Raw genomic sequence first — 25626 nt, forward strand, 5'->3', positions numbered from 1 at the left:
GTCTCCAACCTGCGGGTCGAGACGATTGCCCGCGCCGTGCTGCCCTTCCTCGCGGTCGAAATCCTGGTGATCCTCATAATCACCTACATCCCCGCGATTTCGCTGACCCTGCCCCGCCTGGCAGGTTTCGTGGACTGACCCCAGACCCTGAACTTCACACAAACGGGAGGAACCATGTTCAGATCGACCCTTAAATCCCTGGCCTTGACCGCGCTTCTGGCGGGCACGACCGGAGCAGCTTTCGCGCAAGAGATCATGCTGCGCGCCACGGCCAACTCGAACGAACAGGACGAAGACTACGACGGCCTCGTCGTGTTCAAGAACTATGTCGAGAACGCCTCGAACGGCGCCATCGGCGTGGAAATCTTCATGGGCACCCAGCTTTGCGCCAAGGGCGACGAATGCCTGGCTGGGGTGGCCGACGGTACGATCGACGTCTACGTCTCGACCAGCGGCGGCGTGGCTGGCCTTTTCCCCTACGTCCAGGTCCTTGATCTGCCCTATCTGATGAACGACGACCGTGTCGCCGAAGAAGTCCTGACCAACACCGACTTCACCGCCAAACTGCGCGCCATGGCGCTAGCGGACAGCGGCGACACCATCCGGCTGATGACGATCGGCAACACCGGCGGCTGGCGGAACTACGCCAACACCAAGAAGCGCATCGCAGCACCCGCCGACCTTGCCGGCCTCAAGATGCGCACCGTCCCGGCCGACCTGCCGCAAACGCTCGCCACCACGCTCGGCGCCTCGCCGACCCCGATCCCGTGGCCCGAGCTCTTCACCTCGCTGCAGACCGGCGTGGTGGAAGGCACCGCCAACGGCATCACCGACATCATGTCGATGAAGTTCACCGATGCGGGCATCAAGTATCTCACACTCGACGGCCACAGCTACATGGGGGCCTTCTGGTGGATGAGCAACAACCGCTTCAAGTCGTTGACGCCGGAACAGCAGCAGATCGTGGCTGACGGTTTCGCCGCCCTTCAGCAGGCAACCTTCGCCTCGCCCAAGCGCAAAGAGATCCAGGCCTATGCCGACTTCCGCGCCGCAGGGGGCGAGATCTATGTGCCCACCGCCGATGAAAAGGCCGCCTTCAAGGCCGCTGTTGCTCCTGTCTTCGACTGGTTCAAAGCCAACGTCAAAGGCGGACCGGAAGTGCTGGATACCTTCATGGCGGCAGTCACGGCAGCAGAAACCGCTGTCGCCGCAGACAGAGCGGCCGAGTTGAACTGACCTCCCCAGTTCCGGACGCTCAAGAATGGCCCCGCGCATCCCCTGCGGGGCCATTTTCCTTAAGCCAGCACGCCGCTCTTTCACGCTTTGACGCTGCGTTGACGCAGCCCATGTCTGATCCATCCGTCCACCGCAGATCACCCGCCGACAGCTGGCGGCGATCCGCCGGACAACGAGCCGAGGACGTGCTTGACCGCTTGGGGAAGGATCGAGTCACATGGCGCCATCCAAACCGATGATCCAGGCCCGCGGCGGTGCGCCCCCTTTTGCGCGCGACCCCTCCAGACGATTGACTGCACCTCTTTTGACCGGGAAAGGCTAAGGCCCATGGCACAGTCGAACAAATCCAATAAATCCAACAAGTCGAACAAATCCAACAAGTCGAACAAGTCCGGCACCGACGACGATGAACTGTCGATGCTTGGCGACGGATCGTCGCTGACGCTCAGTTCGGCGTTGCAGTCAGCGATGCTGGCGATGAATGGCAAGCCCGTGGCCATTACTCCCAAAGCTCTGGTCCGCCCAACCGAGGACACGCTTTTCCGCCGACTGAATGACCGCCACCGTCTGCATCTCCTGGTGCGCGACCTGCTTGCCGGCGTCTCGGTTACGCCCGGGCCATTTGATCCGGACGACCGCTCGGCGACGCTCGAGGTCGACGGGCCCGATTGGCTGACCCTGCAGCTTCTGACAGGACCAGCAACGCTGGCCTTCTGGCAGCGCCAGGTCGACCATGTCCGCAATCAGAAGTGGCACCGCGAAGAACGTCTGCCCGAGATCGTCCTGCAGCAGACCGACATCGTCAGTTTCCTCGCACTTGCCGTCCCGACCCCGCCCGAGACACGGCGCTGGATTCTGGTCCTGCTCGATGCCGTGCAGGAGGTTGCCTTCCGCATCGCGACCGAGATGAAGGCCATCTTCCAGATGAACCGCCCCGAGGCGGTGGCCAACGATCTGGCGCCGATCATCCAGACCCCCGGCCACAGCTCCTTCCCCAGCGGCCACGCGACCGAGGCCTTTGCAGCCGCCGCCGTCCTTGGGGCGCTTTACCCCTCGCGGCTTCAGAACCTTCGCCGTCTGGCAGCCCGGATCGCTGCCAATCGTGGCTTTGCGGGCGTGCATTTCCCCGTCGACCATATCGGCGGGGCCTTGCTAGGCGACATGCTCGGCGCGTTGGTCGTGAAGCGGGTCTTCGGGAAGGACATCCACACGTCAGGCCTTGGATTGCCTCTCAAGTTCATCGCCGGGGAGGACCCGCCGGGCACGGCATTGGACACTCTGGACCTGCGTGAGATCGAGGCCTACGGGCATACCAACCGGGTTGTGCACATGCCTGCAACCTCGGTCTGTACTCCGTCGACAATCGGAGCCTTGCCGCCGGGGAATCTGACGCGGCTGGCAAAGTTGGTCGCTGGTGAAGTACTGGGCGATGGTTCCACAGCCGGGGGCTGGGAATGACCATCCCCCTAAGCTTCGCACCCCTCGCCCGGATCGAACAGGACATCGCCGCGCTCCTGCCGTGGAACTACCTGCCCGCTGCTCTTCCCGCTATTGCCGGGTTGCGAAAGATCGCCGGGCAGGCGGACGCCGCTGGGCTGCCGGAAACTCAGGGGCGATATGTGTTCACCTTTGCGCCCAGATCGGAGCCCAGATCGGAGCGCCGAGATAGCGTGAGCATCTTCTTTGCCAGCAATGCGGTACTAAGCGACCCGGTCGAGCTGGTGAGCCTGCTTAACCCGAACAAGCCCGACTCGACCAAACCCTACTCGACCCAAACCGAATCCGCCCAAAGAGACTCCGCCCAAAGAGAGTCGGGCCTAACAGCGTCAGCCGAACCCGCGACATCCGAACGTCTGTTCCTGGGGCCGCCGACCAATCTGGCGCAAGAAGGCATGTTACCAAGCACATTGGAATTCAAGCCAGGCTCGGACATTGACCTGGACCGCATCAAGCGCATCGCGGTGATTATCGACGCCGGTATCGCCTTCTGGGACCCGGCCTTCCGGGACGGCGGCCAGTCGCGGTTCCGCGAGATGGTCTATCTCGATTTCGACGGGCCAACGATCGGCAAGGATGTTGCCGAGCGGTTGTCCAAAAAAGACATCGAAGACCGTTGCCTTCTGGCGGACACCGAGGGCCAGCACGCCGTGCTTGCCAAGCTTGGCAACGACTTTCCGAACAGCTTCTTTGGCGCGAACGGCGGCGCCCACACCGATGCGGGATGGCACGGCACCGGTGTGGCCGATCTTCTGGCCGGGGGGGAGTATCCTGACGGGGACGACTTCGCGCTGTACGGGATCGAGCTGCCGATGGCAGTACTCAGGGACCATGACGGGGACAGTCTTTCGGCGGTCCTGACACTGACCGTCGAAGTAATCCTTGGCATCACCGAGGCCAAGGGTTTGTCCAATCTACCGATGGTGATCGTGCTGCCCTTCGGCTTCGTCGCGGGGCCGCAGGATGGAACCCATCCCGTGGCCCAGGCGATGGCAGAGCTCTTGAACCGGCGACAGCAGATCAGTTTTGTCGTGCCCACTGGAAACCACCTGCAGGACCGTTGCGCCGCGCTGATCGACCCGGTTGAGGCACCGGGGCCTGTGACCTGGCGCCTGCCGCCGGATGACTTCTCGCCCAACTCGGTGGATATCGTCCTGAAGGGAACCAAGCCCGGCCCCCGCACGCTTGGCCTTGCCCTGCCGGGGCAGGCGCCGGTCTTCGTTCCGCTGGAGATCAACCGGCCCATGGCGATCCTCTATGGGACGGACATCATCGGCGCGGTCACCCGGCGACCGGACACGACAACATCGGCGATGATACGGCTGGCACTGCTGGGCACGGGTGTGAACAACGACGGCCGACCACCTGCTCCGGCGGGGGACTGGGAGATCTGGGTCGGGGCTGGCGAGCGGGCCGAGCTTTGCTGCCTGCGCGACGATCGGGACCCCGTCGCCGATGAGGCCCATCCCCACCGCGGCGCTGTCTTCGTGGATCTCCAATACCGCGACGCTGACTTCACGGGCGCGCCCTTGCAGGACGACGTCGGCGACGGGAATGTGCGGCGGCTGGGGACGATCTCGGTTCTGGCGACCACGCCCGGCGCCGTGCCGGTCGGGGCGCTGGAGAGGTTCGGGCTTGGCCCGGAGCAGCCCGCCGTCTACTCGGGGCGGCCACGGAACGGGGCGCTGCCGCCGCAGGCCGAGCTGGTCGATGACGGCTGGCAGATGCGGGGTCGCGAGTGTGCCGCGAAAGGGACGCCGCAGAGGACCCGCATGTCCGGCACCTCGGCCGCCGCGGGGCTGCATGGACGGAAGCTTCTGGGCATTCCCCCACGGCCTCTGGATCAGATCGACCCGGGCCCCTGACAGGGGACATAAAGTGACCCACGGTGGGACAAGTGAATAGGCTGTTGTTTCTGAAGTACTATTAGTGCCGTTCATGCTTTGTTAAGCAGAATCCGGGGCTGCCTCAGCCTAGGCGCGTGCGGAGCTTTTCGACAAGGCCCAGGGCGCGAAGCGTGTCTACCGGGTAGTCGGGTTGCGTCAGGAACCGGGGCTCGAAGTCGGGCTCGAGGCGTCGGAGGCGGCCTGTATAGGTCTGGCTGTCCTCTGGCCGATCCAGAAGCAGCGACAAGGCCACCAGATAGCGCAGCGCGGGGCGGTAGAAGGGCATCTTGCCGTGGCAATCCGCCGCCGCATCCCGCGCCGCTTCAAGCCGCCCGACGGACAGCGCCGAAAGACAGGCCTGCATGTCCCAGTTGAAGCTGTGCGCCAACCCCTCGGCCGCACGGCGGGCGCGGGTGGCCAGGGCATCGGCCTCTTCGTAGTTGCCGCGCATGATCATCGACTGACACAGCGCATCCAGCGCGTAGGGGTTCTGATCGCCTTTCTCGACAGCCCGGAGCGCAAGGTAATGGGCAGCCTCCAGATCACCCGAAACCTTCAGCTTCACCTGCGAGGCCAGCGCCAGCACCACCGGATGGTCCCCCAGTTCCTGCAGCGCTTCATCCGCGAAATTCAGCGCCTCGCGCGCGTAGGACTGGTCGCGGAATTCCAGCGCCCAGGTCAGCCGCACGAAGCTTCGCCAGGCCAGGGCCAGGCCATGGGTGTCGCCGGTGGACGCAGTGGCCAGAAGCTCATCCGCCTTGGCCAGACGGCTGCGGTCGAATTCGTAGATGCGCTGGATGGCGCGGTTCAACGCCGTCAGAGACTTCAGCGCAGGCTGAGTTGCAGCGATATCGCAGACGGCCTGCACGCTGCGGTTCACCACCCGTGTGGCGCTATCCGATTCCCAGACATTCTGGACGGGCCCGTGCAGCTGCAGCCGCCCAGCCCAGCCCAGGCGACGGGACGGTGCGCTGAGGACCTGGACCAGCGCATGGATCGCCTCGCCCTCGGCATAGGATTCGATCTCGATGATGGCGACCGCATGTTCGGGAAGGACGGCACTCGAATCCTCGGACTGCACCACATCGAAGCCCTGCAGAAGCACAAGCTCGCCGCCGATTCGCTGGGCGAACCCCCGCAGAAGGAAGGCCGCCCGCTCTCCGCCTGCGCGGGACCGCTGGTAGATCACCACCGCTGGCCGCTGCGTAGCAGCCTGCGGAACGAAAGGTGCCGGTGCCTGCGCCTTGATCTCTCGCGACTGGCGCTGGTCGCGCAGCCAGTCGACAAACTCCGGATCGCGCACGTCCAGATCATCGAGAAGCTCGCCTTCACCGCGGTCCTCGACCTCGGCCTCGGGCGCGATCCAGATCGTCGTGCGATCCGACATCAGCCGGTCCCTGGCCGGGCCAAGCGTCTTGCGCAGGTTTGACAGCGCCTGTCGGCAACTGCCCGAGGCCTGGTCAGCCTCGCGGTCGCTCCAGAGCTTATCCTGAAGCCAGACCCGCGTGCGCCGCTGGCCAGGCGACATAAGCAGAAGCGCAAGCAGCGCCCGCTCTTTCATGCCCTTTGGAGTTACATCCGACCCGTCCTCGGCGATCACTCGGAACGGGCCATCCAGTCGAGCGCGCATTGCGTTGGTCTTTCGCCACGGGTCGCGTCCGAAGATGCTCCCCTACCCCAGCAGCCCGACCAGTATGGCCTTGGCTGACGCAGCGTCAAGGAGCGGTTCGATCCTCGTCTCTGCAACATGCCATAGCGGCGGCTTCTTTCGAGCCTCGGGATCAGACCTTTCGCTTTGCCTTTTCCATGATGACTTTGGGTGCAGGCGGCCCCGTGGTCGCAGCCGCGACAGTCAGAATCGCAAGAAGCATCAGCGCGGCACCCAGAAGCACGGCCTGACCGGGCCGTTCGCCCAGAAACAGGATACCACCCGCAGCGCCGAAGAGGCTTTCGGCAGCGACAAGCACCGAGGCGACCGAGGCCGAGACCCGCGCTTGTGCGGCGACCGTCAAAAGGAAGGCCAGCGCGGTGGAGAAGACGCCAAGATAAAGCACCTCTGGCAGCGCGCCATAGGGCAGGGGCGTACCCTCTGGCCAGGCCGAAACGGCAAGCGGAAGCGCCAAGGCCATAGTGAGCATGCAATGGACCAGCGTCGTTGCGACCGGTCTGCCGTGGCGCTTGGCATGACGTTCCAGCGTCACGGCCCAGCAGGCATAGGCCAGCGCCGACAGAAGGCAGAGAAGATCGCCAGGATTGACCCTGGCAAGCGAGCTTGTGGCCCCGCTCATCACCAATGCGCCCGCAAACATCAGCCCGGCGGCAAGCGCAATGGCCCGGCCCGGCGGTTCGCGGAACAGGACGAACGCGAGGACTGGCGTCAGCACGCAGGCTGCGTTGACCAGAAAGCTCGCGTTGGTGACGGTTGCGGTCTGATAGCCGAACTGTTGCAGCGCCAGCCCAAGGGCGAAGAAGCCCGAGGGGATCAGGCTGCTTGGCAACCAGTATGCCGCCTTGGGCCGTCGCGCCTCGCGCAGGGCAAACGGCAGAAGGAACAGTGCCGCGACAAGGCAGCGGAGCGCGACGGCGGCCCAGGGGTCGATCTCTTGCAGCACTGTCTTGTTGGCGACGTTGCCCGAGCCCCAGAAGAAGGCGGCCAGAAGCAGCATCAAGACCGGGCGGGGCGCGCGCAGAAAGCCTATGGGCGCGGGCGGAAGGACCGAGATCATGAAAGGGCTCCGTGATCGAAATGAAACGATCCGAGGGGCCATTGGGCGAGAACTGCACCCGGCGTCGTGATCGCAGAGTGACGCTGCGTCACTTGCGTCATTCCAGCGCAATTGGGGGGGCTGTGGTGCCCTACTCGACCGCTTCCCGCATTCGGAACCGGGCGATCAGCCCTGCCAGTTCCGGGCGGCATGAGCCGCAGGAGGTGCCTGCGCCCAGTGCCTCACCCAGGGCGGGGACGGTAAGCGCGCGGCCGGTCTCGATCGCGTCGCGGATGGTGTTGAGCCCGACGTTGAGGCACGCGCAGACCGTTGGGCCGGGGTCGGGTGTGTCGGCCCTTGCCCGGCCGGCCAGCGCATCTTGCGCGCTGGTCGCACCCAGCCGCGCCGCCAGCTGGTCCCGTGCCAGCGCCAGCGGGGCAGGCCCGGCGAAAAGGGCTGCGAGAAGCCGCCCGTCACGGTGGAACGCGACCCGCGCCAGACCTTTGGCCTGGTCGATAACGGTTGCGACTTCGGCTTCGGGCAAGGTGAACAGTGAGCGGGCATAGGCCACCCAGTCCATGGGCGCAGTCTCTCCGGCCAGTTCGGCCCGCCAGCCTCCGGCGACCCTGGCCTTGGCCCAATAGGCGCAGTCGGGGCGGATGTCTTCTGTGCCCACTGCAAACCCGTGCCAGCCTGCCGCGAACTTGCGCAGGTCCACCCGCGCGCCCTTCAGGTCCGGCTGGCCCGAGACCGGATCGGGATTTGCCGCCACCAGCGCGTCGATCCGGGCCGAGGGCGCGGTCTCGCCCGTCCAATGCATCGGCGCGAAGGGCTGGCCGGGGGCGACCCGGTCGGTGATCAGCAGCCGCAGGATCGCCCGGCCGAGGGGGTTCGTGACCTCGACCAGATCGGCGGCCGCCAGCCCCAGCCGGTCGGCGTCGGTCGGGTGCAGCTCGAGGAACGGTTCCGCCAGATGGGCCGAGAGCCGCGGGCTTTTCGCCGTGCGGGTCATCGTGTGCCACTGGTCGCGGATGCGGCCGGTGTTCAGGCGGAAGGGGAGGTCGGCTGTCGGCATCGCCGGGGCGTGGACGGCGACCATCCGACCCTTGCCATCCGGCGTGTGGAACCGCCCGTCGCCAAAGAACCGCCCACCCCGCTGCCGGGCGTTTGCGGGCCAGGTGAACGGGTCAAGCGCGTCGTATTCGTTCTGCCCGATCTCGGCGTGATCCGAAATGTCGAAATCGCTGCCCAAAGCGCCCGCAACGCCCGACAGCGCGGCATGTTCGGCAAATACTTCAGCCGGGCTCTCCCAAGCGAAAGCCTGGCCCCACCCCATCCGGGCCGCGACCCCTGCAAGGATCCGCCAGTCGTCCCGCACCTGTCCCGGTGCGGGCAACACCGCCCGTTGACGGCTGATCCGGCGTTCGGAGTTGGTGACGGTTCCGTCCTTCTCGGCCCAGGCGGTGGCGGGCAAGAGGACATGCGCCAGCCGCGCGGTGTCCGTCGCGGCGGTGACGTCCTGCACCACGACAAAGGCGCAAGCCTCCAGCGCCTTGGCCACAAGATCGGCCTCGGGCATCGACACGACCGGGTTTGTATGGATGATCCAGATCGCCCTGATCCGCCCATCCGCAACCGCGCGGAACATGTCGACCGCCTTCAGCCCCGGTTTCCCGGCCATCGCGGGGGACCGCCAGAACCCCTGCACCGCTTCCCGGTGCGCCTCGTCCTCGATCGACAGATGGCAGGCGAGCATGTTGGCCAGCCCGCCCACCTCACGGCCCCCCATCGCGTTCGGCTGGCCGGTCACGCTGAACGGTCCCATCCCAGGCTTCCCGATCCGGCCTGTGGCCAGATGGCAGTTCAGGATCGCGTTGACCTTGTCGGTCCCGAAGGCCGACTGGTTGACGCCCTGGCTGTAGACCGTGACCACCCTTTCAGTGCCGCACCAGAGGTCGATAAACGCCCGCAAGTCAGCAGTCGAGACCCCCGCGCCTGCCGGATCGCTCGCACGGGCCGTCGCAAAGGCCGCCTCGGCCCCCGTGACATGGTCCAGAAACGCCAGATCGGCGCAGCCCCTCGCCTCGATCTCGGCCAGCAGCGCGTTGAAAAGGGCGATATCCCCTCCCGGAGCAATCGGCAGATGCAGGTCGGCAATTTCGCAGGTCGCTGTCCGCCGGGGGTCAACGACAACGACCTTCAGCGAAGGCCGCGCCGCCTTTGCCACCGCGAGGCGTTGGAAGAGGACCGGATGGCACCAGGCGAGGTTCGAGCCGACCAGGACCACCAGATCGGCCAGTTCCAGATCCTCGTACTGCCCCGGCACGGTGTCGGTGCCAAATGCCCGCCGATGCCCCGCCACCGACGACGCCATGCAGAGCCGCGAATTGGTGTCGATGTTCGCCGTGCCCCAGAACCCTTTCGCCAGCTTATTGGCGACATAGTAGTCCTCGGTCAGCAACTGCCCCGAGACATAAAGCGCCACCGAGTCCGGCCCGTGCTCGGCAATCGTCCGGGCGAAGCGCTTGGCCACCACGTCCAAAGCGGCGTCCCAGCCCACCTCCTGCCCAAAGACCCTTGGGGCCAAAAGCCGCCCCTCCAGCCCCAAAGTCTCGCCCAAAGCCGAGCCCTTGGAGCAGAGCCGCCCGAAATTCGCCGAATGCTCCGGGTCACCCTTTACCGACAGTCCCCCAACCCCGTCCGGCGTCAGGATCACGCCACAGCCCACCCCGCAGTAGGGGCAGGTAGAGCGGACAGCCCCCTCTCCCCCACGGGGGAGAGGGTTGGGGTGAGGGGCATTCATGCCGCCGACCGCCGCCGCAGGAATGTGGCATCCAGGAACACCCGACCGCCCTCGGTGCGTGCCGCAAAGGTCCGCACCTGGCCTTCGTCGGCCCCCTGCGCGTGCCCCGTTGCCAGATCGAAGACCCAGGCATGCAGCGGGCAGGTGACCTGCGTGCCATGGACGATCCCCTCGCTTAAAGGCCCACCCTTGTGCGGGCAGCGATCCTCGAGCGCGAAGACCTGATCGTCAGCCGTGCGAAAGACTGCGACGCAACCGGCGTGGGTCTTGATCACCCGCGCACCCTGCCGGGGAATGTCCTCCAGCGCGGCGATGTCGATCATGGCGCTCATTCCGCGGCCTCCAGCGACAGGTCGGCCAGCGGCGCCCACTGCGCCCGCTCTGTGGGGGCAGAAAGCTCGGCCCACGGGTCGCTCTGGTAGATCGACTGGCTGATCCGGAACCGTTCGACCAGCGCCGCGCGGGTCTCAAGGTCGGATACTTGCGCCTTGCACCAGTCAAGGCCGACCTTCGCCACCCATTTGTAGACGCGGTGCAAGTAGCGAGCATTCTCGCGGTAAAGCTGGACGAAGGCCGCGATGACCTCCATCGCCTCCTCCTCGGTCGGGACGGTGATCAGAAGCTCGGTCTCCTTCACATCCATCCCCGCGGCCCCGGCAACGCTGACCTGATAGCCGGAGTCCACGCAGACAACGCCCACATCCTTGCATGTGGCTTCCGCGCAGTTCCTTGGGCAGCCAGAGACCGCCAGTTTCACCTTGGCAGGCGTCCACGATCCCCACAGAAGCTTCTCCAGCCTGATCCCCAGCCCCGTCGAATCCTGCGTGCCAAACCGGCAGAACTCGGACCCCACGCAGGTCTTCACCGTCCGAAGCCCCTTGGCATAGGCGTGGCCGCTGACCATCCCGGCGGCGTTGAGGTCCGCCCAGATCGCAGGCAGGTCCTCTTTCTTCACCCCCAGCAGGTCGATCCGCTGCCCGCCCGTGACCTTCACCATCGGCACGGCATAACGGTCCGCTGCATCCGCAATCGCCCGCAGCTCCGCCGGAGTCGTCACCCCGCCCCACATCCGGGGGACCACCGAATAGGTGCCGTCCTTCTGGATGTTGGCATGGTTCCTCTCGTTCACGAACCGCGACTGCCGGTCGTCCTTGTAGTCCAGCGGCCAATCCGAAATCAGGTAGTAGTTCAGCGCCGGACGGCAGCTTGCGCAGCCCCCGACCGTCTTCCACCCAAGTTCCTGCATCACCGCCGGGATGGACTTGAGGCAGGTAGACTTGATCATCCGCCGGACGTCTTCATGCGTGTGGTCGGTGCATTTGCACATGGCTGGGTTGGCGTTCGCCTTGAACCCATCACCCAGCGTCAGGGCCATCACCTTCTCGACCAACCCCGTGCAGGTCCCGCAGCTTGCACTTGCCTTGGTCGCCACCCGCACCGCATCGAGCGTCGCCGCGCCGCCTTCCACCGCCCGAACGATCTTCCCCTTGCAGACGCCGTTGCAGCCACAGATTTCCGCCTCAGGCGGCAAGGCTGCAACGGCTGCCAGAGGGTCCGCTTGGGCACCCCCCTGGAAGGCCGGGCCAAAGATGAGCGTCTCGCGGATGTCGCCGATGTCGTCGCCCGACTTGATCTTGTCGAAGAACCAGGCGCCGTCGGCGGTGTCGCCGTACATCACGGCTCCGACCAGCTTTTCTCCCTCCAGGACCAGCCGCTTGTAAACCCCCCGCCCCGGATCGCGGAACACGATGTCCTCGCGCCCCGGTGCGTCGGCGAAGTCGCCTGCGCTGAAAAGGTCGACGCCGGTCACCTTCAGCTTCGTCGCGGTCTGCACCGGACGGAACGCCGCCGCCTGCCCCATCAGGCTGGCCGCCAGAACCTTCGCCTGATCGTACAAAGGCGCCACCAGCCCAAAGAGCTGCTTTTCATGCTCGACACATTCCCCCAGCGCCCAGATCGCCCGGTCGCTGGTCTGCATCTGGTCATTCACGACGACCCCGCGCCCGACTTCTAGGTGCGCATCTGTTGCCAGTCGGACTTCCGGCCGGATACCCACCGCCATGCAGACGAGATCGGCGTCATAGATCGTGCCGTCTTCCAGAAGCACCGCCTCAACCCGGTCCGTACCAAGGATCGCCTTCGTCGCCCCCTTGCAGTGAATCCGGATGCCTCGGCGTTCGAGGTCCTTCTGCAGCAAATACCCGGCGGAGGGGTCCAGCTGCCGCTCCATCAAATGGCCCATCAGGTGGATCACCGTCACCTCGGCCCCCCGCGCAGCCATGCCCGCTGCGGCCTCCAGCCCCAGAAGACCGCCACCGATCACGACGGCCCTGGCACCGGGCTTCGAGGCCGCGATCATCGCGTTGGTGTCTTCCAGATCGCGGTAGGTGACAACGCCCGGCAGCTCCTTCCCCGCCACCGGAATCATGAACGGCGCCGACCCGGTCGCGATCACCAGCGCGTCGTAGGGGGTCTCACCTGCTTTCGAGACGACAACCTTCCGCTCGCGGTCGATCTTCGTCACATGCTCGCCGAACCGGCAGATCACCCCCTGCGCCGCATACCAGGAGTCATCATGGGTGATGATGTCCTCATAGGCCTTCTCGCCCGACAGGACCGGCGACAGCATCAGCCGGTTGTAATTCCCCCGCGGCTCACCGTTGAAGAGAGTGACCTGACCGGCAAACCCCGCATCGAAGAGATGCTCCAGCATCCGGCCCGAGGCCATTCCGGCCCCGATGACAACCAGCTTCATGCGCGAACCTCCGGCAACATTTGCTTAACCACGCCGCGGCTAGGCTTGGCAGCATGGAATTCGAGTGGGACGAGGCGAAGGATGCGGCGAATCGCGCAAAGCACGGGCTGTCGCTGGCTGACGCGGCGCGGCTGGATTGGGCGCATGCAAGGAGTGAGCCCGATCGAAGACATGACTATGGCGAGGATCGGCAGGTCGCTCTGGTCATGCTGGATGGTCGGCTCATGACCTGCGCCTTCACAATCCGCGGCGAGGTCTTGCGCATCATCTCGTTGAGAAAGAGCAACATTCGTGAGATAAGGCGTTATGGCGTACAAGGATCGTCCACCACTAACCAATGAAGATGGCGACGTCAGGGAGCTGACGGAGGCAGATCTCCTTTGGTTTGTAGATGCCCGTGATTTTGGGGGCTTCTGGGAAGCGCAGGCATTCGTGCAGGAGCGCGAGGCCTTCTTCAGTGCGGCAGAGGTGTGCGGGATCGAGCGCGATGTTTTCCTTCCGCTCTCACCTGGCAAGCCAGGCTTCCTTGAGCGTGCCGCCGAGATGCTTGAAGGGCTGGCCAAATCCGCCCGCCACGCCGCCGAATAACCCATCACGCGGCCTCCTTGCCTTTGTGGCTGTGCTCGTACTCCTCGAGAAAGCCCAGGATTTCGGCGCGGTAGTGCCAGTAGTCGGCATGGTCCAGAAGCGCCCGGCGGGTGCGGGGGCGGGGAAGTTTCACCTCGGTGATCTTGCCGATCGTCGCTTCCGGCCCGTTGGTCATCATCACCACGCGGTCGGCCAAGAGGATCGCCTCGTCCACGTCGTGCGTGACGCAGATCGCCGTGACTTGCGTGCGCGACCAGACCTCCATCAGGACTTCCTGCAGCTCCCAGCGGGTCAGGCTGTCGAGCATCCCGAAGGGTTCATCGAGCAACAGCAGCTTCGGGCTAAGAGCAAAGGCCCGCGCGATACCGACCCGCTGCCGCATCCCGTTCGACATCTCCGCCGCGGGTTTGTGCATGGCATCGGCGAGGCCCACGCGCTCGAGGTAGTATTCCACCACATCCTGCCGCTCGGCCTGGGTGGCCTTGGGGTAGACCCGGTCGACGCCAATGGCGACGTTCTCCCGCGCGGTCAGCCAGGGGAAAAGGCTGGGCGACTGGAAGACCACCGCCCGCTCTGGATCGGCGCCTTCCACGTGCAGACCGTCCAGCTTGATTGCGCCTTTTGAGATGTCGTTCAGCCCCGCCGCCATGGTCAGGACGGTGGACTTGCCGCAGCCGGAATGACCGATGAGGGAGACGAACTCGCCCTTCTTCAGGGTCAGGTTGAAGTCCTTCACCACGGTCAGCGGGCCCTTTGGCGTCGGGTAGACCTTGTGGAGTTGCGAGAAGTGCAGGTAGCGGTCGTCGGTAAAGCTCTTCGCCGCCTCGGCATAGGCGCGGGGGAGGGCGTGGCGCGGGGTGACGGAGGGAAGCGTGCGGGTGCCTTCGACCTTGCTCTGGATGCCCACGTCCATCAGGTAGGCGGTGACATCGGCCCTGAGCGACTTGAAGACCGGGTCGTCGTTCATCGCAGCACGGTCACGCGGACGGGGCAGTGCGACGGGGAACATCGCGCCCAGCGTCCCGTCAGGGTTCAGGCAGACGATCCGGTCGGCCAGCACCAGCGCCTCGTCGACGTCGTTGGTGATCAATACCACCGTCCGCTTCTCGGCGGCCCAGATCGCCTCGATCTCGCTTGCCACATTCGCCCGCGTCAGCGCGTCCAGCGCCGAGAGCGGCTCGTCCATCAGCAGGACCTCCGGCTGCATCGCCAGCGCGCGAGCCACGGCGACCCGCTGGCGCATTCCGCCGGACAGCTCCGCCGGACGGCGATCCGCCGCATGGGACAGCCCAACCATCGTGATATACTTCGACACCAGCGCGGCGCGCTCGGCCTTGTTACCCTTCGATACCGCGTCGACCGCGAGGCCGATGTTCCCCGCCACCGTCAGCCAGGGCATCAGCGCGTAGGACTGGAACACCAGCCCCCGCTCTGGCCCCGGCCCGGTGACCGGCGCACCTCGGAACAGAACCTGCCCCGCATCCGGCATTTCCAGCCCGGCCATCAGGTTGATCAGCGTCGTCTTGCCGGTACCGGAGAAGCCCAAAACCGCCAGGAACTCGCCCTCTTCGACGCTCAGGTCCAGCCGTTTCAGCACCGGCGCGCCGTAACCCTTGGAGACGCCCTTCAGTTCAAGAATGCCCATGACGTCACCGCTTTCCGGAGAAGGTGAAGGCTTGCTGGAGCGCGAACATCACCCGGTCCAGCAGGAAGCCGATGATCCCGATGGTGAGAACCGCCACCATGATCCGCGCGAGCGATTCCGAACTGCCGTTCTGGAATTCATCCCAGACGAACTTCCCAAGGCCGGGGTTCTGCGCCAGCATTTCAGCTGCGATCAGCACCATCCAGCCCACGCCCAGCGACAACCGCAACCCGGTGAAGATCAGCGGCAGCGCTGACGGCAGCACCAACCGGGTGATCTTGGTCCAGGTCGTCAGCTTCAGCACACGGCCAACGTTCACCAGGTCCTTGTCAATCGACGCCACGCCCAAAGCCGTGTTGATCAGCGTCGGCCAAAGCGAACACAAGGTCACCGTCACTGCCGAGATCACAAAGCTCTTGGACATGCCGCCTTCGCCCACATAGACGGCGGAAACGACCATCGTCACGATGGGCAGCCAGGCCAAAGGCGAGACGGGTTTGAAGATCTGCACCAAGGGGTTCAGCGCCGCATTGGCCGTGGCCGACATGCCGGACAGGATGCCCAAAGGCACCGCTACCAGCGTTGCCAGAAGGAAGCCGAAGAACACGGTCTGGATCGATGTGAATATCTGTTCATAATAGGTCGGTTTGCCGGTATAGGTGCGATCCTTCACCTCATCGGCCTTGCCTTCGGCAATCAGGGCCGCGTTCTTCTCCGCCTGCTTGGCATAGAACGCGGCCTCTTTCTCGCCCTCGGCCAGTGCATCGGCATGAAGCACACCCACCTGCTCCCACACCTGCGCAGGGCCAGGGATCGCCCCCAGCGAGGTGACCACCTTCGGCGCAGCCCAGGCCCACAGCATCAGGAACACCAGGATCGCCAGCACCGGCACCACGGCCAGCCGCCATAGGTCCGCCAACTGCGCCTTCGGGTTCTCGCCCGAGGCAAGGCGCAGGATCGGGGTCAGCCAGCCAAAGCCCAAGACCCGGAACCACGGGTCGGCCTTGCCGATGAAAGCGGGAAACCGCGTCGGCCCCTTCTGAGGGGCCGGGGGTTTCATCGTCACGGCGGGGTCGAGCATTGTCATCCTCGCCCCCTCAATTCGTCACTTCGCCGCCGACGACCGTCTGGTCGCCCTTCAGCCCGATCGCCAGGCTGTCGATGTAGGCGTTCGGAGCTTTCCCGTCGTAAGCCACGCCGTCGATGAAGTCCGACACCGGCTCGCGGTAGCCATCTTCGTCGAAGTCGAACATGTCGGCGGTCGCCTTGCCTTCGGCGATCAGCGCCTCGGCGGCCAGCTTGTAGATGTCGGGCTTGTAGACCGACTTCGCCGTCTCGTCGTACCAGCTGTCGGGCTGAGCCTCGGCGATCTGGCCCCAGCGGCGCATCTGGGTGAGGTACCAGACCGCGTCAGAGTAGTAGGGGAAGGTCGCGTTGTAGCGGAAGAAGACGTTGAAGTCGGGGGCGGCGCGCTTGTCGCCGGGCTCGAACTCAAACGTCCCGGTCATCGAGTTCGCGATCACCGCCGCATCGGCACCCACGTATTCGGCGCGGGCGAGGATCTCCACCGCTTCCGCCCGGTTGGCGTTGTCGTTCTCGTCCAGCCAGATCGCCGCGCGGATCAGAGCCTTGGTCAGCGCCAGCGTTGTCCGCGGGTTCTGTTCCACGAACTCGGCGGTCAGGCCGAAGACCTTCTCGGGGTTGTTCTTCCAGATGTCGTAGTCGGTCACGACCGGCACGCCGATGCCCTTGGCGACCGCCGCCTGGTTCCAGGGCTCGCCCACCGAGTAGCCAAGGATCGTCCCGGCCTCCAGCGTTGCGGGCATCTGCGGGGGCGGGGTGACCGAGATCAGCACCTCGCCGCCGATCTGGCCCGAGACATCATCGGGCGAATAGAGCCCAGGGTTGATCCCCCCTGCCGCCAGCCAGTAGCGCAGTTCGTAGTTGTGGGTCGAAACGGGGAAGACCATGCCGAGGTTGAAGGGCGTGCCCTCAGCTGCGTAGGCCTCGACCACCGGCTTCAGCGCGTCTGCGGTGATCGGATGCACGGGCTTGCCATCCGCGTCCAGCTTGACGTGCGGCTTCATGTCCTCCCACACCGCGTTCGACACGGTGATCGCATTGCCGTTCAGGTCCATCGAGAACGGCGTGACGAGCGCCGCCTTGGTGCCATACCCGATCGAGGCCGCAATCGGCTGACCGGCCAACATATGCGCCCCGTCAAGCTCGCCCGAGACGACGCCGTCCAAGAGGACCTTCCAGTTCGACTGGGCGACGAGGGTGACGGAAAGACCCTCCTCCTCGAAGAACCCCTTCTCCTTGGCAATCGCCAGCGGGGCCATGTCGGTCAGCTTGATGAAACCAAGCGTCAGCTCGTCCTTCTCGATGCCAGGCGTCTCGGCAAAGGCGGGGAGGCTGAGGGCGGTGGTCATCAGAACGGCGGTCAGTCGCATCATGGTTTCGGTTCCTCGTGGCCCGGTCGCGGGCGTTGAAACGGAAAAAGCCGCAGGACCCTTCGTCATTATGACGATGGATCGAGCGGCACTGCTCGGCTTTCCCATTGGCGGGGATAGGCGCGGTTGAGACGTCGTTGTCTCGGCGCTTGAGGTCAGAGTGCCACGCTGCATCGCGGCGTCAAGCGTGGGTTGGCTTGGCAAGGCGCAATGGAGCCATATTTTTCCGATGCCGCGGCGCAGCGCTCAAAATTTCATCACGCGGGCAGGCCGGGGTCGAAGACCTGTGCATCATAAAAGCGGTCCGGCGGTAGAATCAGCTTCCCGCGGGAGGACGCGACCGGAGTCGGCTGGGCCAGCGACCCTTCCACCTTGGCGCTGGCAGCGGGCAGGTCGGCCCCCGCTGGGCCCAGATGCAACCGGTAAAGATCGCTGCGGAACACCGCCGCCGCCGTGTCCTGTGCAGCCACCGGATCAAGCCCATGCCGCGCCGCCAGCCGCGCCCCGATCCAGGCCGCCTGACTGCGCCAGGGGAACCCCGCCGCCCCGTCGTGGAAACGCAGGAACCCCGGCACTTGCCGCTCCATGCCATCCGGAGAGATCACCAGCCGCCCGGTCAGGCTGCGTTCGATGACTTCGGCCGAAACCCCCAGCCGCCCGGGCACAGCCAGAATCTCGCTTGCGACCGAAAGGTTCGCCCGCTGCCCCAGCCAGCGCGCCGCGCGCCAGATCGCCCGGATCAGCTGCCCTGACAGGTCCGGCTCCGCCTCGGCCCAGCCCGCCCGCGCCGCCAGCACCTTTTCCGGCGCCGCCGCCCAGATGGCCGAGGTGGGCAAGAGAAGCACCCCAGCCCCCCGGTCCACCGCCACCGATCCGCGCGGCTCACCTACGCAGAAGGCATCTACCTCACCCGCCGCCAACGCATCCGGCATCACGGGCGGGGGAACAGTGACGATCTCCAGGCCCTCGGGCAGCGGGCGGCCCAGCCCCTCCAGCCAGTAGCGGACCAGTTCATGATGCATCGAAAAGGCGAAAGGCACCCCGATCCTGAGGCCCGGTCCCGCCACCGCCAGCAATGCCTCGCCCGCAGCCCGCGCGTCGTCCAGACCAAAGCCATGCCCCGCCTCCCGCAACCGCGACGCCAGGCCCAAAGACAGGCCGAAGACATTGCCGCCAAGGTTCAGGACCGACAGCACCTCAAGCCGCGCCGGTCCCCCCAGTCCCAAGGCAAGAGCCACCGGCACCGGCGCCAGCATCTGCGCCGCCGCAACCTCGCCCCGCGCCAGAAGGTCCCGCAGGGCCGCCCAGCTTGGCGCCGACACCAGCTCCAGCGTCAGCCCCTCTTCTTCGGCAAAGCCCATGGCCCCCGCGACGATCAACGGAGCCGCATCGACCAACGGCAGGAAGCCCAGGCGCAGCACCGTCATTTCAGCAGCTCCGCCGCCGTGACCAGCGCCTGCGCGACATCGGCGACCTTGCGGCCCTGGTCCATCGCGGTCTTCCGCATCAGCGCATAGGCCTCGTCCTCGCCGATCCGCTTGGCGCGCATCAGGATGCCCTTGGCCCGGTCGATCACCTTGCGCTCTTCCAGCGCGCGGCGGGTCTCGGCCAGCTCCACCCGCATCTTCTGCATCATGTGGAACCGGGCGATGGCCGCATCCAGCACCGGCTTGATCCGGTCGCCCCGGAGGCCCGCCACCACATAGGCCGATACGCCCGCCTCGATCGCCGCCTTCGTCAGCGCCCCGTCGCTTTCATCGACAAACATCGCCACCGGCCGCTGCATCGGCGCCGAAGCCAAGGTCAGCTCCTCCAGCGCATCGCGAGACGGGTTGCCGGCGTCGATCAGCACCAGGTCGGGATTCCGCTCGGCGATCCGGCGGGCCAGGCCGATCTCCTCGCCGATGACCAGAACATCCATCTCGCCCGCCTCGCGCAGGCCATCGACAATGGTCAGCGCCCGGTCCCGGTCCTTTTCCACGACGATGATCGACAGGCGTTTGGTCATGGCTTCGGGGGATCACTCGGCGAGTGCCGCTGCAAGCCGTCACATCGCGGCAAACCCTCGCCCGTGCCCTATCGCCATAAAATGAGGCAGACCGCCCATGGTTTGCCCGTCTCTCGAACAGTGGAAGCTTTCCCGACGATGATCAGGCCCGGGGCCGCGGGCAGCGCTTCGGTTGTTCAGACCTGCATGTCGAACCCGCGAGGCAGCCCCTTCCGTTGCTCGTATACAAATGATACCGAGCCTCGCCATGACCACCTCCCGCAACCCCGTCAAAGGCATCTGGCTGATGGTCGCCGCCGTCGCCGCCTTTGCGGCGCAGGACGGGTTTTCCCGGCACCTTGCTGGCGAATACAACACGCTCATGATCATCATGATCCGCTACTGGGCCTTCGCGGGTTTCGTGGTCCTCCTGGCCCTCCGCCGCCCCGAAGGACCAAGGGCCGCGATCCGTTCCAACCGCCTTCCGGCCCACCTGATCCGCTCCTGCCTTCTCGTGGCCGAGATCTGCCTGATCGTCTGGGGCTACACCCTGATTGGCCTGATCGAAAGCCATGCCGTCTTTGCCGTCTGCCCGCTTCTGATCGTCGCCCTTTCAGGCCCGATCCTGGGTGAGCGGATCAGCTGGCAACGCTGGGCCGCGGTCGGGGCAGGGATGCTTGGCGTCCTGATCATCCTGCGCCCCGGCGTGGGAGTCTTCTCCTGGCCTGCGCTCCTGCCGCTTGCCGCGGCCTTCCTCTTCGCGCTTTACTCCGTCCTGACCCGCCTCACCACGCGGGACGAGCCGACCTTCCCCGCCTTCTTCTGGCCCGGAGCGATCGGGGCCGTCCTGATGACCGGCCTCGGCCTGCCGCATCTGGAACCCATGCTGCCGCAGGACATGGCCTTCCTCGCCTTCTACTGCGCGCTGTCGATCCTGTCGCACTGGCTGCTTTTGCAGTGCTACGAACAGATCGAGGCGGCCCGCGTGCAGCCCTACGCCTACCTCCAGATCGTCTTCGTCACGATCATCGGGCTGACGGTCTACAGCGAAGTCCTCGAACTTCCCGTCGCCCTCGGCGCGCTGGTCATCATTGCTGCGGGCCTTTTCGCCCTGTCCCTGGAACGCAAGACCGCATGACCACGCCGCAGAACACGCGCCTGGGCATCTGGCTGATGATTACCACCACGGTGGTCTTTGCGATCCAGGACGGAATCTCGCGGCATCTCGGGTCGCACTACAGCGTCTACATGGTGGTGATGATCCGCTTCTGGTTCTTCGGCCTCTTCGCGCTGGCCGTCGCCGCCCGCGCGCCCGGCGGGTTGCGCGCGGCCTCCCGCTCGGCCTTTCCCTGGGTGCAGCTTGCGCGCGGCCTGATCCTGGTGGCCGAAATCGCTGTGCTGGTAGTGGGCTTCGTAAAGCTTGGCCTGATCGAGGCGCATGCGGTTTTCACCTGCTATCCCCTGCTTGTGGCCGCGCTCTCTGGCCCGATCCTGGGCGAAAAGGTCGGCTGGCGGCGCTGGACGGCCATTCTGGTGGGCTTTTGCGGTGTGTTGATCATCCTGCAGCCGGGATATGCCGTCTTCTCGCCCTGGGCGCTTGTCCCCCTGCTCGCCGCCGCGATGTTCGCGGTCTATGGCCTTCTCACCCGCTACGTCGCAAGACGCGACAGCGCGTCGGTCAGTTTTCTCTGGACGGGCGTCGTGGGGGCCGTGGCGATGACGCCGTTCGGTCTTGCGCACTGGAGCTGGATGACCCCCGCCGACTGGGGCTGGATGGCAACGCTCTGCTGCACCGCCGCGCTCAGCCACTGGCTTCTCATCAAATCCTACACCGTGGCCGAAGCTTCAGCCGTCCAGCCCTTCGCCTACCTGCAGCTCGTCTGGGCCTCGGGCATCGGTCTGGTCGTCTTCCACGAGACGCTGCGGATCAACGTCGCCATCGGAGCCGGCATCGTGGTCGCCGCCGGGATCTTCACCCTCTGGCGCCAGCGCGTCCGAGAGAAAGCAGCGCGGCAACCCTGACCGCCCCAGCGAAGAGCGAGCGCAGCGACACGATGAGCGGCCCCGGTTGCCCCGCCCGCGCCCTGCGCGTAAAACCCTTGGCGAAGCCTGCCAGGAGCCCGCCCATGACCCCCCCGAAACCCGTCGTCCTTTGCATCCTCGACGGCTGGGGCATCGGGCCGGACCCCGCGACCTCGGCCCCGGCGCAGGCCAAGGTGCCGACCTTCAACCACCTCTGGGCGACCTGCCCCCATGCCACTCTCACCACCTTCGGCCCCGATGTCGGCCTGCCGACCGGCCAGATGGGCAACTCCGAGGTCGGCCATACCAACATCGGCGCAGGGCGTGTCGTGGCGATGGACCTGGGGGCGATTGACCTCGCAATCGAGGATGGCAGCTTTGCCGCCAACCCCGAGCTGACCGGTTTCGCAGCCAAGGTGAAGGCCACGGGCGGCACGGCGCATCTGATGGGCGTCGTCTCGGACGGAGGCGTCCATGGCCACATCAGCCACATCATCGCCGCCTGCACAGCGCTGACGGCCCTTGGCGTGCCGGTCGCCCTTCACGCCATCACCGATGGCCGGGATGTCCCGCCCTCCTCAGCCGCAGGTTACATGGCGCAGCTCACCGCCGCCCTGCCCGTGGGCGCCACCATAGCCACCGTCACCGGCCGCTACTGGGCGATGGACCGCGACAACCGGTGGGAGCGGGTGGAAGCCGCCTACCGCGCAATGATGGCTTACAAGGATGTGGATTATCGCGACTACCCCGCCGGCGGTTGGTATCCCGATGCCGAAGATGCGATCAGCGCCGCGTATGAACTTCGCAAAGAGACCGACGAATTCATCCGTCCGAGCATCATTGAAGGCTACCACGGCATCAAGGACGGCGACGGCCTCTTCTGCCTGAACTTCCGCGCCGACCGGGCCCGCGAAATTCTCGCCGCCCTCGGCGATCCCGCCTTCTCCGCCTTCGACACCGGCCCCCGCCCGAAGTGGTCGGCGATGCTGGGGATGGTCGAGTACTCCGACGCCCACAACGCCTACATGGCCACCGCCTTCCCGAAGCGCGTGCTGGTCAACACCATCGGTGAATGGGTCTCGAACCACGGGAAAACCCAGTTCCGCCTCGCCGAGACCGAGAAGTACCCCCATGTCACCTTCTTCCTGAACGGCGGGCGCGAGGTGCCCTATCCCGGCGAAGACCGCGCCATGCCGCCGTCGCCCAAGGTCGCGACCTACGACCTGCAGCCGGAAATGAGCGCGGACAAGGTCTCGGACCACTTCGTCGAGGCGATCGAAAAGGGCTATGACCTGATCGTCGTCAACTACGCCAACCCCGACATGGTCGGCCATACCGGCAGCCTTCCCGCAGCGATCAAGGCCTGCGAGGCGGTGGACCGCGGCCTCACCCGCGCCCTCGCCGCCCTCACAGCGAAGGGTGGCGCGATGATCGTCACCGCCGACCACGGCAACTGCGAGGTGATGGTCGATCCCATCACGGGCGCACCCCACACCGCACACACCACGAACCCCGTCCCGGTCATTCTGGTCGGCGGACCCGAGGGCGCTACCCTGCGAAGCGGCAGGCTCTCCGATCTTGCACCCACCCTCCTGCAACTCATGGGCCTGCCCCAACCCGCCGAGATGACCGGCCAGACGCTCATCGCATGATCCGTGCCGCCGCCCTTGCGCTGATCCTCGCCTGCCCGGCCGCCGCCGAAACGGTGGCCGAACAAGCCGCAAAGGCTTCGGCCGATCTGCAAGAAGCGGTGGCCGCCCTCGATGCCGCGACCGAGGCGCGTGACCGCGTCGCAGCCCTGTCCCAGACCATCCGCGCCTATGAGTCAGGCCTCGCCGCCCTCCGCGGCGCACTTCGTGAGGCGGCGCTCCGCGAAGCCACGCTGACCAAGGCTTTCGAGGCCAAGCGCGAAGGCATCGGCCGGCTTCTGGGGGTGCTCGCCACGATGGAGGCGAACCCCGGCCCGCTCCTCCTCCTCCACCCTGAAGGCGCGATCGGCACCGCACGGTCGGGCATGATCCTGGCCGATGTGACCCCCGCCCTGCAAAGCGAGGCAATGGCGCTCAAGGCCGAACTGCAGGAACTCGCCGACCTACGCGCGCTCCAGCTTTCGGCGGGCGACGTGCTGGAACGCGGCCTTGCCACGGCGCAAGCGGCCCGCACCGCGCTGTCCCAGGCGATGTCCGACCGCACCGACCTGCCCCGCCGCTTTACCGAAGACCCCGAGGTCCTCCGCGGGCTTCTGGACAGCGCCGACACGCTTGACGCCTTTGCCGCCGGCCTTTCGCCGGATGCCACAAGCGGCACCACGTTCACCGGTGCCAAGGGCAAGCTCCCGCTCCCGGTCTTCGGCACCGTCCTGCGCCGCCCCGGAGAAGCCGACGCCACCGGCGCCCGGCGCCCCGGCGTCACGCTTGCCACCCAGGCCCGCGCGCTTGTCACCGCGCCCTGGCCCGCGACGATCCGCTACCGCGGGCCGCTTCTCGACTACGGAAATGTGATGATCCTTGAACCCGGAGACGGCTATCTTCTGGTGCTCGCGGGGCTCGATATCCTGTATGGCGAGGTGGGCGAGGTCATCGCCGCCGACGCGCCACTCGGCCTGATGGGAGGGCCCGCGACAGCATCAGCGGAATTCGTGACCCTGGCGCCAGATGGCTCTGGCGGGCGAGATACGGAAACGCTTTATATGGAACTCAGACAGGGCGCCAAGCCCGTGGACCCGCTGGAGTGGTTTGCCGCCTTGGCCCGCACAGGAGACTGACGAGGATGAAGAAGCATGTGATGGCCGCACTGGCCGGGACCGTCGCCGGTGGCTTGCTGACCACTCAGATCGCCGGGCCGCTCGTCGCGCAGGAGGTCGTGCAGGACGGCTCGATCTACGAACAGCTGGACCTTTTCGGCGACATCTTCGAACGCGTCCGCGCCCAGTACGTCGAGGAAGTTCCGACCGACGAACTGGTCACCGCAGCGATCAACGGCATGCTCACCTCGCTTGACCCGCATTCCAGCTATCTTTCGGCCAAGGATTTCGAGGACATGCAGGTCCAGACCCGCGGCGAGTTCGGCGGGCTTGGCATCGAGGTCACCCAGGAAGAAGGCTTCATCAAGGTGATCGCACCGATGGACGGGACTCCGGCCGCCAAGGCCGGGATCCTTGCAGGCGACTTCATCACCCATGTCAACGGCGAATCCGTCTCGGGGTTGATGCTCGACGACGCGGTGGAAAAGATGCGCGGGCCCATCGGGTCCGAGATCATCATCACCGTGGTCCGCGAAGGCATGACGGAACCGTTTGACGTCTCGATCATCCGCGACACGATCAAGCTGACGGCCGTGCGCGGTCGCGTGGTTGGCAAGACCATGGTCCTTCGGATCACCACCTTCAACGACCAGACCACTTCGGGCATGATCGAGGCGCTGAACAAGGGCATCGAAGAACTGGGCGGGATCGACAACCTTGACGGCGTGGTGGTTGACCTGCGCAACAACCCCGGCGGCCTTCTGAACGAGGCGATCTCGGTCTCGGACGCCTTCCTCGACAAGGGCGAAATCGTTTCCACCAGGGGCCGGGTCCAGGGCAGCGGCGAGCGTTACAACGCCGAGGCAGGCGACCTCGCCGCAGGCAAGCCGCTTGTCGTCCTGATCAACGGCGGCTCGGCCTCGGCCTCGGAAATCGTCGCGGGCGCGCTGCAGGACCACCGCCGCGCGGTTGTCGTGGGGACGAAGAGCTTTGGCAAAGGCTCGGTCCAGACGCTGATCCCGCTGCGGGGCGATGGCGCCATGCGGCTGACCACCGCGCGCTACTACACGCCTTCGGGCCGCTCGATCCAGGCGCTTGGCATCTCGCCCGACATCGTCGTGAACCAGCCCGTGCCGCCCCCGGTCGACCCGGAAGCCGCCGCCGAGGAAGAGAAATCGGCAGCCCTGCGCGAGCGGTCCGAAGCCGACCTCCGCGGCGCGATCACCAACGATTCGATGACCGACGAGGAAAAGCGGCTTTACCAGGAAGAACAGGACCGCGCCGAGGAATCGGCCAAGCTTCGGGA

20 protein-coding genes and 1 pseudogene are annotated in these 25626 nt (G+C 65.9%); 11 read left to right on the forward strand and 10 right to left on the reverse strand.

The window, feature by feature from the left end; all coding sequences use genetic code 11:
• From ACRCSW_RS11530 to ACRCSW_RS11545, 4 genes and pseudogenes are all read left to right on the forward strand, one after another.
• Positions 1–138, forward strand: a pseudogene (locus tag ACRCSW_RS11530) (C4-dicarboxylate ABC transporter permease); the annotation flags it as partial.
• A gap of 36 nt (positions 139–174) precedes the next feature.
• Positions 175–1236, forward strand: a complete 1062-nt coding sequence (locus ACRCSW_RS11535; RefSeq protein ID WP_438705204.1) for a TRAP transporter substrate-binding protein — start codon at positions 175–177, stop codon at positions 1234–1236.
• 327 nt (positions 1237–1563) lie between these two features.
• Positions 1564–2694: a phosphatase PAP2 family protein gene (locus ACRCSW_RS11540; protein WP_438705206.1), complete on the forward strand. Its 1131-nt coding sequence runs from the start codon at positions 1564–1566 to the stop codon at positions 2692–2694.
• Positions 2691–4598 (forward strand): hypothetical protein, encoded by a 1908-nt coding sequence (locus tag ACRCSW_RS11545; protein ID WP_438705208.1) that lies wholly within the window; start codon positions 2691–2693, stop codon positions 4596–4598. Before ACRCSW_RS11540 ends, ACRCSW_RS11545 begins: the two co-directional genes overlap by 4 nt.
• A 103-nt stretch (positions 4599–4701) precedes the next feature.
• On the opposite strand, the gene ACRCSW_RS11550 is transcribed toward ACRCSW_RS11545, so the two are convergent.
• The 5 genes from ACRCSW_RS11550 to nirB form a co-directional block, all read right to left on the reverse strand.
• Positions 4702–6249, reverse strand: coding sequence for an AfsR/SARP family transcriptional regulator (locus tag ACRCSW_RS11550; RefSeq protein ID WP_438705210.1), 1548 nt, complete (start codon positions 6247–6249; stop codon positions 4702–4704).
• Between the two features lie 151 nt (positions 6250–6400).
• Positions 6401–7345 carry a DMT family transporter gene (locus ACRCSW_RS11555; protein ID WP_438705212.1) on the reverse strand — a complete coding sequence of 315 codons (945 nt, stop codon included), beginning with the start codon at positions 7343–7345 and terminating at the stop codon, positions 6401–6403.
• Between the two features lie 130 nt (positions 7346–7475).
• Positions 7476–10127: a molybdopterin-dependent oxidoreductase gene (locus ACRCSW_RS11560; RefSeq protein ID WP_438705214.1), complete on the reverse strand. Its 2652-nt coding sequence runs from the start codon at positions 10125–10127 to the stop codon at positions 7476–7478.
• A complete protein-coding gene (gene nirD / locus ACRCSW_RS11565; RefSeq protein WP_438705215.1) occupies positions 10124–10459 on the reverse strand; it encodes a nitrite reductase small subunit NirD in 336 nt (111 codons plus the stop codon). The genes ACRCSW_RS11560 and nirD overlap by 4 nt, the downstream gene beginning before the upstream one ends.
• Positions 10456–12882, reverse strand: coding sequence for a nitrite reductase large subunit NirB (gene nirB, locus ACRCSW_RS11570; RefSeq protein WP_438705217.1), 2427 nt, complete (start codon positions 12880–12882; stop codon positions 10456–10458). The genes nirD and nirB overlap by 4 nt, the downstream gene beginning before the upstream one ends.
• A gap of 53 nt (positions 12883–12935) precedes the next feature.
• On the opposite strand from nirB, the gene ACRCSW_RS11575 reads away from it, so the two are divergent.
• Positions 12936–13223 carry a BrnT family toxin gene (locus ACRCSW_RS11575; RefSeq protein WP_438705218.1) on the forward strand — a complete coding sequence of 96 codons (288 nt, stop codon included), beginning with the start codon at positions 12936–12938 and terminating at the stop codon, positions 13221–13223.
• Positions 13189–13470 (forward strand): hypothetical protein, encoded by a 282-nt coding sequence (locus tag ACRCSW_RS11580; protein WP_438705220.1) that lies wholly within the window; start codon positions 13189–13191, stop codon positions 13468–13470. The genes ACRCSW_RS11575 and ACRCSW_RS11580 overlap by 35 nt, the downstream gene beginning before the upstream one ends.
• Before the next feature lie 4 nt (positions 13471–13474).
• Here ACRCSW_RS11580 and ACRCSW_RS11585 read toward each other — a convergent pair whose 3' ends face one another.
• The 5 genes from ACRCSW_RS11585 to ACRCSW_RS11605 form a co-directional block, all read right to left on the reverse strand.
• Positions 13475–15115, reverse strand: coding sequence for an ABC transporter ATP-binding protein (locus ACRCSW_RS11585; RefSeq protein WP_438705222.1), 1641 nt, complete (start codon positions 15113–15115; stop codon positions 13475–13477).
• A gap of 4 nt (positions 15116–15119) precedes the next feature.
• On the reverse strand, positions 15120–16202 hold the full coding sequence (locus ACRCSW_RS11590; protein ID WP_438705224.1) for an ABC transporter permease: 1083 nt from the start codon (positions 16200–16202) through the stop codon (positions 15120–15122).
• A 10-nt stretch (positions 16203–16212) separates the two neighbouring features.
• Positions 16213–17571, reverse strand: a complete 1359-nt coding sequence (locus ACRCSW_RS11595; RefSeq protein ID WP_438705226.1) for a CmpA/NrtA family ABC transporter substrate-binding protein — start codon at positions 17569–17571, stop codon at positions 16213–16215.
• Between the two features lie 254 nt (positions 17572–17825).
• Entirely contained in the window at positions 17826–18995 is a 1170-nt protein-coding gene (locus tag ACRCSW_RS11600) for an ABC transporter substrate-binding protein (RefSeq protein ID WP_438705228.1), read from the reverse strand.
• A complete protein-coding gene (locus ACRCSW_RS11605; protein ID WP_438705230.1) occupies positions 18992–19576 on the reverse strand; it encodes an ANTAR domain-containing response regulator in 585 nt (194 codons plus the stop codon). The genes ACRCSW_RS11600 and ACRCSW_RS11605 overlap by 4 nt, the downstream gene beginning before the upstream one ends.
• Positions 19577–19823: 247 nt before the next feature.
• Between ACRCSW_RS11605 and ACRCSW_RS11610 the strand changes: the two genes are divergently transcribed.
• From ACRCSW_RS11610 to ACRCSW_RS11630, 5 genes are all read left to right on the forward strand, one after another.
• Complete coding sequence (locus ACRCSW_RS11610; protein WP_438705232.1) at positions 19824–20693, forward strand: DMT family transporter; 870 nt, start codon at positions 19824–19826, stop codon at positions 20691–20693.
• Positions 20690–21577: a DMT family transporter gene (locus ACRCSW_RS11615; protein ID WP_438705234.1), complete on the forward strand. Its 888-nt coding sequence runs from the start codon at positions 20690–20692 to the stop codon at positions 21575–21577. The genes ACRCSW_RS11610 and ACRCSW_RS11615 overlap by 4 nt, the downstream gene beginning before the upstream one ends.
• Positions 21578–21681: 104 nt before the next feature.
• On the forward strand, positions 21682–23229 hold the full coding sequence (gpmI, locus tag ACRCSW_RS11620; protein ID WP_438705236.1) for a 2,3-bisphosphoglycerate-independent phosphoglycerate mutase: 1548 nt from the start codon (positions 21682–21684) through the stop codon (positions 23227–23229).
• A complete protein-coding gene (locus ACRCSW_RS11625; RefSeq protein WP_438705237.1) occupies positions 23226–24341 on the forward strand; it encodes a murein hydrolase activator EnvC family protein in 1116 nt (371 codons plus the stop codon). The genes gpmI and ACRCSW_RS11625 overlap by 4 nt, the downstream gene beginning before the upstream one ends.
• 5 nt (positions 24342–24346) lie before the next feature.
• Positions 24347–25626: S41 family peptidase (locus ACRCSW_RS11630; protein WP_438705239.1), on the forward strand; the 1280-nt coding region annotated here is incomplete at its 3' end.

Source organism: Tabrizicola sp. (genome assembly GCF_051645465.1).
Classification (GTDB): Bacteria; Pseudomonadota; Alphaproteobacteria; order Rhodobacterales; family Rhodobacteraceae; genus Tabrizicola.